A 9,394-nucleotide genomic window follows, 5' to 3' on the forward strand; every position below is an offset into this window, starting at 1 on the left:
AGTAGTTATATTTATGATCTCAAACCTATATCTAAGCCCCCTTGTCCTAGCCTCATCAAGCTCGAGCCTCACAGAGATCTCGTCTCCCCATCTAAGAGGACTTCTAAACCTAGCATGCACCTCAATCCTAGGAAGCATTCTATGTATCTCAGACAGCCCCTTAGACCTATATAGATCCTCCTCAGCCCTCTCAACAATTCTGAGGATGCTTGAGAAATGGGCTATACCAGCTGCATCAGTCTCAGACCAGTAGATCCTATATCTCGCCTCAAAGGGCATATCCAGGCCTCAGATATATGTTAGTATCGATAATCAATATATCGCTACTCCCTTTTTAACACTTTCAATTCTATAGTAGATCATCCCAGGTTCTCGTGGGTTTAGACCTGGGCCGGGTCTTCGGCCGGTTACCCCTATCCCCTCTCGGGGACTCGGGGCTATTGTTGCTAGCCCCCATCTATGATCATCCGGGGGCCTGGTTGCTATGCTTAACCACCTCATCATCTAACCTAGTGCTAACATCAAAGCTTGTAAGTATTTCGCCATCCTCGCCCTTCAGGGCGAGGCTTTCAGTTGTAAAAATAGCAAGGATCTCTGAACTCTACTCGTTTTGAAGGGAATTCTCCAATTATTGGTTGAGAAGATTATCAGCGATCGAATAATCCATGTGCCCCTAGAGTTGCTTTGTATCGATATCGCTATTATATCTGACTTAGCAATTATGAATGTAATCGATAGGTTTTATTTACTATCTTCTAATTACATGAAAAACATGTAATATATTTATATAAATTATAATACAATGTTATGCGCCCTGATTATTGGGTTTTTAAGTTTTTATCATAATATAGATCTGGTGATATGGTGAGGAAAATAGTTATACTAGGGGGTGGTACAGGGGGTCTTGCTGCGGCTAAACATCTATCTGAAGCTCTGGGGGGTGATGCTGAGATAACGCTTATAGATAAGAGGGATAGAACGGATTTCAGACCTTCATATCTCTATGTTATGATGGGTTATAGAGAGCCTAATCAGGTTTCAGCGCCCCTATCACTGGTTGAGAAGAGGGGCGTTAAATTTGTTAAAGCAGAGGTAAGGGCTATAGATCCTGGTAATAGGGTTGTGGAGACAACTGCTGGGAAGATCTCGTATGACTATCTATTGGTATCGCTTGGGGCGGAGACGAGGCCAGATCTTGTTAGGGGAGGTCCTCTGCCACACCCGTGGGAGCTTGATGGGGCTCTAGAGGTTAGGAAGATTGTGAGGGGCTTTAGAAAGGGGCGTCTAGTGGTTGCTGTGCATAGCACGCCTTATAGATGTCCACCAGCTCCCTGGGAAGTTGCGCTTCTCCTAGATTTCTACTATAGCGGTCTCGGCTTTAGAAGGGATATTGAGATAACAATGGTTCACCCATTTAAGAGGCCATTCGAGAACTTCGGCCCCCTGGCTGCTAAGATGATGGAGGGGCTTATGGCTGAGAGGAGGGTTGGGTGGATCGGTGTTGGCAAGAACCCCGCTGTCGAGGAGGTTGATCCAGGTAATAGGGTTCTTGTAACAACCACAGGGGAGAAGATCCGCTATGATGCCCTCATACTAATCCCACCACATAGACCCCCAGAGGCTGTGGCTAAATCCGATATAGCAGATCCGCAGACTGGGTGGGCTAAGCCGAATCCACCAACTATGAGGACCAAATATGATGATGTCTACGCTGTAGGAGATGTCGCAGCACCTAGCCTCAGACTTGGAATGGCTGGTGTGATACTTCATTCATACCTCAAATACCCCTTGGCATCGATAATCTCAGAGATCAAGGGTGTATATGTGTCGAGCGAGTTCAGAGTCTTCGGATCATGTGTGATGGATGTAGGAGGCTTTGGAATGGCAGCTGCATGTGACTTCACAAAGCTCGTTCTAGGGCAGGCTCAGTATCCCGACTGCCTCTTCCTACCACCAACAAGCTTCTCCAGGGTGTTTAAGGAGATGTTTGAGAAGCAGTACTTCGCATGGCTACTAGGCTATATACCTGGGTGATCATGATGGTTGGAGAGATCACTAGGGAGGAGTTTGAGAACCTCTTGAAAGAGGTTAGAGAGCTTAGAAAAGCCGTTGAGGAGCTAACCACCACCCTCAAACCCCTTCTCTACCTAGTTGAGAAGCTACCAGATCTCATGGTGGATCCCGGTGTCTTTAAGGCGGCGGCGCCCATACTCTCACTACCATATGCATTTGAAAGGGCAAACCTGAATGTACTTGGAGCTGCAATGGTTGGTGGCTTGGAGTGTGTGAGCAAATCCCTAGAATCTATAGCTCTATCTGAGAAGACCCCCCAGCTATCGATCATGAAGATCCTAACTGATAGGGAGACTAAGGAGGCTCTAGGGATCTTACTAGAGATTCTAAGGAGATCTATGCCTTGTATAAAGGCCTCACTAAAGCAGTATGCTGTACCCTAGATTTTAAACCCCTTTTTAACTATTTCTCACTTTTTAAGATAATCATGCTCTAAAGATCTTGCTGATCTCCTCTACCAGCCCCATCCTCCGAGCCCTAAAGATCCTCTGATCCATAGTCTCTAGGCTTCTAGAGATTATAGGTTTGAACTCCATCTTAGCTAGTATATGCTTCTCTATATCCACACCAGGCGCTATTTCCACAAGCTCTAAACCCCTATCTGTTAGTTTAAAGACAGCTCTCTCAGTTATATAGACAACCTCCTTGCCGTATCTAAGCGCTGTTCTACCACTAAAGAATATCTTGTAGACCCTGGATACGAATTTAACTATATTTCCATCTCTTCTTATCTCTAGACCCTTTTCACCCACCCTTATATCTCTTGGCCCCGCTGTGAAGGATCCTGAGAATATGTTTTTAGGAGCTCCCCCAGCTATCACTGGGAAGCCCCCTGGCCCTGGTATCCTATCTGGTAGTGCTGAGGAGTTTACATTGCCCTCAGCATCTACTTGGAGGAATCCGAGGACAGCTGCATCTATAACCCCTCCCTCGAATATCGAGAATGTATCTGGGATCGAGGTTAGTGCGAAGGGGCTGAAGGCTATTCCGAAGTCCTGCCCTGCTAGGGCTAGGCCTCCCCAGGGTCCTGACTCGACCACAGGTATTATATAGCTTGAGAGGCCCTCCTCAATAGCTATCCTGGTTATAAGTGCTGGGATCCCAACACCTATGTTTACCAGTGCAGGTGCTCTTTTAGAGGCTACTATCTTTAGGAGCTCTATTAGGGCTCTCCTAGCTATTATATACTCATATTCCTCCCAGCTCTGCTGCGGTAGATCCTCTAGAACATCTGGTTTAAGGGGTGGGATCACCCTCTGACATGCTCTAGGATCATATTCAAATGATCCGGACTGCCAGTGCCTCTCCTTAGGAGCCCTAACGATATAGTCTATCAGAGGCCCTGGAACCTCAACATCTCTAGGCTTTATAGTTCCTCTCTCTGTTATCCATCTAACCTGAGCTATAACAACACCTGGCTCGGGCCTTGCCTTGGCCGCCTGCGCTATGTTGAGCACAGTACCCCTTATACCCTCATCCTCGAGAGTAAGATTCCCCATAGAATCAGCTGTGGTACCCCTTATAAGGGCTACCCTAGGCTTTGGGGCTCTGTAGAAGAGGTATTCCTCATCACCTATTCTTATCAACTCAACCCTGCAGGTCATAGCCTTCCTCGCAGCACTATTTATAGCCCCTCCATCCTGTCTCGGATCTAGGAATGTGTCGAGACCAATCCTGGTTATAAGACCAGGTCTTCCAGACGCGATCTCTCTAAACCAGTAAGCAGTTATCCCGAGAGGCCATGAATACCCCTCGATCATATCCTCCATAATCATCCTCTGAAGCCATGGTGAGAAGCCTAGATAGGGCATCAGAACCCCCCTTATAAAGCCCCTATCACCCTCTCTATAGAGCTCCTCAGCAACCTTATCCAAAGCCCTCCCAGGAACAGCTGGGAGGGCGTCCGAGATTATAAATAGATCTCTGGGATGGCCCGTCTTCCTATATAGATTGAAAAGCTCTAGAATAAGATGCTCAGGCGTAGTAGCCATGTTAAAACCAGATATCGCTATAACATCCCCATCCCTAATACATGAGAGAGCCTCCCAAGCACTAACCACCTTAGTCTCGAAGACCTCCAAACATCTAATCAAAGAAACACCCTCAGAAATATTTTAAAAACATAGATAAATAGCCCAGATCCCATAACCATTCACCCGAGAGCGGTCCTTTGTTATCGTTTATGGTTATCTATGTCCGCCCTTGGGTTCCTCACGGTTTCCCCGGGCCCCTCACCGCGGTTCAGCCACGGATCTCGGAAACCCAAGGGTAGCAGAAGACTTAAGGCATATAGCCTCGGAGCATATATATGTATCAGCATAGCTAACAGCCCTGAAGGGTATTAACCACGAATTCATCATATAAAAGCTTCCAAAAACCATTAAAGTAAAGATGTTTAAGCCCCTAAACACTCAATAGAGAATCATTAGCTAGCACCAGATTATTTCTTAACAAAAAGTAAAATATTAGTGGGGCCCGTAGCTCAGCCAGGATAGAGCGCTGGCCTGCGGAGCCGGAGGTCCCGGGTTCAAATCCCGGCGGGCCCGCCATAGTTATTTAACTCTCCGAAACCAGGCATCACTTGACTTAGGATCCCATAAAACCTGAATAAGGAGTTATTCGCGTGACTGGGTAAGTCTATATGGTTATCTTGATTTCCCGATGGAGATAGTTTGTCTGTGGAGCAGGAGACGCATAGGGATTCGTTGTTAGTATAGGATTGAGTGGTTTTAGCTTGTTAAATAGGTAGGTGGGAAGGCAATCTGCAGGAACGGAGGCCTTGAGAGGCTTGTAGAGCGGTTTATGGAACCGTTGATAATGAATGTTCTAAGAAGGCGCTGTTTTTAAGCTATGTATGACTCTAGATGGTAATGGGGTATAGGGTGAGTCAGGGAGTAGTGTTTGTCAAGGTACCGCTTCCCAAAGAGGTCGTTGAACTCGCCAAGATTCGAGGTGTGGAGGTTGAGGAGCTGGCAAAAGCCGCTGAGACTCTCCTACTGCTGGAAATCGTATCAATGGAGTCAAACCTGAAAATGGAGGATGCCCTGGAAATAGCCGATGAGGTGACGAGGAAGGTGTGGGCAAGGCTGAAAAGCACTATGCAGCCGTAGTCCTTGACGCCAACGTGATTATAGCAGCGCTCATCCGGGAGCAGGGATTCAACCGCTACATAGTCTCGCTGACCCCGAGCCTCTACCCCTCCTACTACCCGGAAGCCCTAAGAAACGAGATTCAAGATCACGTGAGGGAGATAGCGCGGAGAGCTGGTAAAAGTGAGCACGAGATACGCCTGGCACTCCAGGCCGTGTTGGAACGCGTGGAGCCTCTTCCTGATGAGGAGGTGGCTAGGTATCTCTCAGAGGCGCAGGGATTCGTTAGGGATCAGGATGATAGCGTGTATGTCGCAATTGCACTCCATCTGCGCTATGAGAAGGGGTTTAAGCAAGTCATACTGGTTACCTGGAACAAGCGGGACTACGACTTCTGGTCACTTATGAGGCACTGGGTAAGGGTACTAGATCCTAGGGAATTCTACACTAATTATTTGAGGCCTCTACTCTCGCCCATCCCAGGCCAGTGCCTGTTATGCAATGTTACCAGCTTAGAGAAAGCGATTGAGGCAACACTTCTCTACATAGGTGAGCACCAATACCTGGTTGTTAACGCTGAGCCCCCAAACAGAATTGAAATTGAAACTTCATGTTACATGGTATTGATAGAATGGGATGCCAGAGAGGAGGGGTACTGTATCTCGCCACGGCCTCTAGCTATAAGGGAGTGCATCGAGATGATGCAACAACCAGTAACGGAGAAGAGGTTGCAAGAAATAGAGTTAGCCAGACAGATGTGTAAGCTATAGTTCCTCCTTCCCGATACACAGTATAGGCAACAGCTCTATACACAACCTAAGCACTTATCTTCGTCATAATTTCGCTTGGCCATCCCCTCCAGACCTTTTACACTCTCACACTCATGACTACTAAAATTTAGCTTAGGACAACTGCAATAGCGACATATGCACACACCGCACATCACCCTAAGAGATAGAAATAGGTTACGAAATGCTCCAGACTCTCACCGATTCTTGGGACAGAGGCTTATAGGTGTCGGCCTCCGGAGCCGGAGGTCCCGGGTTCAAATCCCGGCGGGCCCGCCAAAACAGGTGTAAGCGATTCCATTGTTTCATGATCTCGTGAGGCTCCATGAAACAGCTAAGAAATATTGCCTTATGAGCCCCCTTTTAAACGCATTTAAAAGGGGCTGTGCTGACCAGCCTGATACTATAGTATTGTGTTTAGAACATGTTCTAAACATTTGAAAGGACCCCTTTCAAAGCAAACAGATTTGGAAAGAGGCCTTTAAAAAGGGTTCTCAACTTAGCCATATTATCTATTGTTAGGGGGTTACCTAATAGTAAATTTAGAAGTGCTCCCTTTTAAACAGATACGTTTAAAAGGGGCTCTATACCGGTCAGCACATGATACCTTGAAAAGGGGTCTTTCCACTGACACCATAAATTTATGGTGGGTCTGTGGAGATCCTCATAAGGCTGGTTAGAAAATTATAGGTGAGAATGATGCCCGTAGACCATCTTGTGATAATTGATAGGATTTTGCTTAAGCAGAGGACCGTGATAAGGGAGATTGATGATTATTATAGGGTCTACCTTCCGATGGAGTATAACGAGCTGTGGGAGAGGCTCTTCAGAGATAGGAGATCCGTGGGGTCCTGATCTTTCTCCCTGAGAAGACTAACCATGTTGATGAGATTTTAACATTTTATACAGGATAGGCATGTCACTCGTGAAAAAGAGAGGTTCAAGATATACCTGGCTAAGAGGTATATCGATATCTGGAGGAGTCTTATGTACAGGAAGGTGGATCTGTTAGTGGTCTTTAGATAGGATCTATATGTATAGGTTGATCACAGCATCACGGGATCATCTGTGTTTCATGGTCTCGCGAGGCTTAATGAAACATGGGCACAAAATTGGCCAGGCCCTTCGAGTCCATGATCCGGGGTTCAAATCCTGGCAGGCTCACTGCGATCGAACGAACTAGCCAGAAGGTTCGATATAAAGTCCGCGACGACATGCATATAAAGATATATGGTTAAAAGCATTTCACAAGTCAATAGCACGAGCTATATAGCAGAGAAAGTCCTACTCTTTTAGGGGTTAGTCTTCATTGCAGTTCATCGTGTTCTATATCTCCACTCGCCCTCACACTCTATTCTCTCCGTGCTGCCTGCGGGAGCCTATATCTCCTGGGATGTGGAGAGCTTCCTCGGCGGCCTCCTCCCCTCGCATTGCTCATAGGGATCATAGTACTGCCCTCTAGCTAAACACAACTAGCTATAAAGCTTATAAGCATTGGGTTATGAAGGGATCTTTAATAAACACATGACATTAACATATCTAATAGTACTAAGGGCTAAACACAATTAATATCAACAGCCATAAACCTATATGAAAGCAAAACAGTAACCTGAGGTGGGAGTAGCTCAGCTACCCTCTGGAGGTATGGAAGATGGTTGGGATCCAAGCCTCTAAGCTTGATCATAAATAAATAAATGGATTATTGTGATATGAGTAGGAGGTGGGCTATTGTATGGGGAGTGCTAGAGAGGTGAGCGAGCTTAGGGATGTTGCTGTTGCTTCGTGTGTTGATGAGTATATAGATAGTGCTGTATATAGGTGGCTTTCGAAGGCCCCCTATCTTTCGAGGTTATCGAGGGAAGTTCTTATTGAGATGGCTTCTCATGAGGAGAGGCATTATAGGTTCTGGTCCGGCGTGTCTGGGGGTTGTAGGGTTAGGTTTGCATGGGCTAGGGTTTTAGCTGCCCTTTTAATGGCTCTTCTCTTCGGAGCAACTGTAACGATCAAGGTTCTTGAGAGAAAGGAGAATGAGACGATCCAGAGGTATAGGGGTGTGCTAAAGTATTTCGAGGGGGCTGAGCGTGCCGAGCTAGAGGCTATAATAGAGGATGAGGTTAAGCATGAAAATATCTTAATGGAGAAGATAGGGGAGGAGAGGATAAAGTATCTAGGCTTCATAGTGCTCGGCCTCTCAGACGCGATAATAGAGATCTCGGGTATCCACGCGGGAACCCTAGGGGTTTACGAGGATACTGTGAAGGCTGGCATAGCTGGGCTGATCGCTGGGATAGCGGCTTCGATGGCTATGGCAGCCGCAGCATATGCCCAGGCTAAGCAGGGGGGTATGGGTAGGCCTGCAACATCTGCCATGTATACCGGGATAGCGTATTTCCTAACCGCGGTTATCCTAGCGATACCATATTTCATAGTACATCAGATCTTCCTAGCATTCGCTATTTCAATAGCCCTCTCAATAGTCATACTTGCCTATATATCTACATACGGATCTGTCCTCTATAATAGAAACTATCTAAGAGAGATCACAGAGACAACACTGATAATACTAGGGGTATCTGCGGCGCTATACTTCATAGGAGATCTAGTCTCCAGATTCCTCGGGATCAGAGTCTAGATGGCTTTAAAAACCATATTAGTAGAGAGCGGAGATTGGGGAAGAGGTTAAAACCTATATCCAGGAACCGTTCACCCGAGAGCGGTCTTTTATTGTTGTTTATGGTTATTTTTTACCCACCCTCGGGTTCCTCACGGTTCCCCCGGCCCCCTCACCGCGGTTCAGCCACGGGTCTTGGAAACCCGGGGTCACTGATATATATAGCTTATCTAGCTTATAATTATCAGCACACCTAATAGCTCTGAAATGTCTTAACCATGAACCCATATAAAAGCTTCCAAAAACCATTAAAGATGTTTCAACCCTATATTCGCAAATCCTAAAGCGGGTATATGTAATGGTTATAGCAGATAAGCTTGCAAACAATAGAGAATGCGGAGCAATGGATGACTAAGAAGACATATATTATTAACTGTGGCAAGAGATGTGCCGAGCTTCTCGAGAGGATCTCAGAGGAGGTTCCAGGGATATTTAGTGCTAGCATAGATGGGGAGATCCTCAGGATAACATTCGATGATAGCCATGTTGGTGTGAGGGAAACAATAGAGGCTATTAAAGACATAGCCAGGACAATATCTCCAACGGCTAGGGCTTCTGGCAATATATCTAAGCTCAGCGTTAGGCAGATCCAGAGGAGAATCGGTGGGCCAGTATATGTAGAGCCCCTGGTAGAGGCTATAAAGCTAAGAGGCTATAAAGCAGGTGCATCTGAGGGATATATAGAGACCAACGCCCCGATAGAGGAGGTTATAGATATAGCTATGGCTGTTGCGAGATGCGCTGAAGAGGCTCCCAAGGAGATCCTAACGCCC

10 protein-coding genes and 1 tRNA gene are annotated in these 9,394 nt (G+C 46.5%); 8 read left to right on the forward strand and 3 right to left on the reverse strand.

Annotated features, from left to right (window positions below; translation table 11 throughout):
- Both QXE01_09625 and QXE01_09630 read right to left on the reverse strand, forming a co-directional pair.
- Positions 1-279 (reverse strand): hotdog domain-containing protein (locus QXE01_09625; GenBank protein ID MEM4971498.1); only part of this gene is annotated, 279 nt, incomplete at its 3' end.
- A 33-nt stretch (positions 280-312) separates the two neighbouring features.
- Positions 313-504: a hypothetical protein gene (locus QXE01_09630; protein ID MEM4971499.1), complete on the reverse strand. Its 192-nt coding sequence runs from the start codon at positions 502-504 to the stop codon at positions 313-315.
- 357 nt (positions 505-861) lie between these two features.
- Between QXE01_09630 and QXE01_09635 the strand changes: the two genes are divergently transcribed.
- A complete protein-coding gene (locus tag QXE01_09635) occupies positions 862-2,034 on the forward strand; it encodes an FAD/NAD(P)-binding oxidoreductase (protein ID MEM4971500.1) in 1,173 nt (390 codons plus the stop codon).
- A gap of 2 nt (positions 2,035-2,036) precedes the next feature.
- Entirely contained in the window at positions 2,037-2,456 is a 420-nt protein-coding gene (locus QXE01_09640) for a hypothetical protein (GenBank protein ID MEM4971501.1), read from the forward strand.
- A 42-nt stretch (positions 2,457-2,498) separates the two neighbouring features.
- Here QXE01_09640 and QXE01_09645 read toward each other — a convergent pair whose 3' ends face one another.
- Positions 2,499-4,166, reverse strand: coding sequence for a CoA-transferase (locus QXE01_09645; GenBank protein ID MEM4971502.1), 1,668 nt, complete (start codon positions 4,164-4,166; stop codon positions 2,499-2,501).
- A 378-nt stretch (positions 4,167-4,544) separates the two neighbouring features.
- Here QXE01_09645 and QXE01_09650 point away from each other — a divergent pair.
- From QXE01_09650 to QXE01_09675, 6 genes are all read left to right on the forward strand, one after another.
- Positions 4,545-4,622: transfer RNA gene (locus QXE01_09650), tRNA-Arg, on the forward strand.
- A 321-nt stretch (positions 4,623-4,943) separates the two neighbouring features.
- Positions 4,944-5,183, forward strand: a complete 240-nt coding sequence (locus QXE01_09655) for a hypothetical protein (GenBank protein MEM4971503.1) — start codon at positions 4,944-4,946, stop codon at positions 5,181-5,183.
- The gene (locus QXE01_09660; GenBank protein MEM4971504.1) at positions 5,150-5,932 is read left to right on the forward strand and encodes a PIN domain-containing protein; all 783 of its coding nucleotides are present in this window, start codon (positions 5,150-5,152) and stop codon (positions 5,930-5,932) included. The genes QXE01_09655 and QXE01_09660 overlap by 34 nt, the downstream gene beginning before the upstream one ends.
- A 714-nt stretch (positions 5,933-6,646) precedes the next feature.
- Positions 6,647-6,805, forward strand: coding sequence for a hypothetical protein (locus QXE01_09665; protein ID MEM4971505.1), 159 nt, complete (start codon positions 6,647-6,649; stop codon positions 6,803-6,805).
- Between the two features lie 877 nt (positions 6,806-7,682).
- Positions 7,683-8,582, forward strand: coding sequence for a VIT1/CCC1 transporter family protein (locus QXE01_09670; protein ID MEM4971506.1), 900 nt, complete (start codon positions 7,683-7,685; stop codon positions 8,580-8,582).
- A 356-nt stretch (positions 8,583-8,938) separates the two neighbouring features.
- Positions 8,939-9,394 (forward strand): DUF2067 family protein (locus QXE01_09675; protein ID MEM4971507.1); only part of this gene is annotated, 456 nt, incomplete at its 3' end.

The sequence above is a fragment of the Sulfolobales archaeon genome, assembly GCA_038897115.1.
In the GTDB taxonomy this organism is placed as follows: Archaea; Thermoproteota; Thermoprotei_A; order Sulfolobales; family AG1; genus AG1.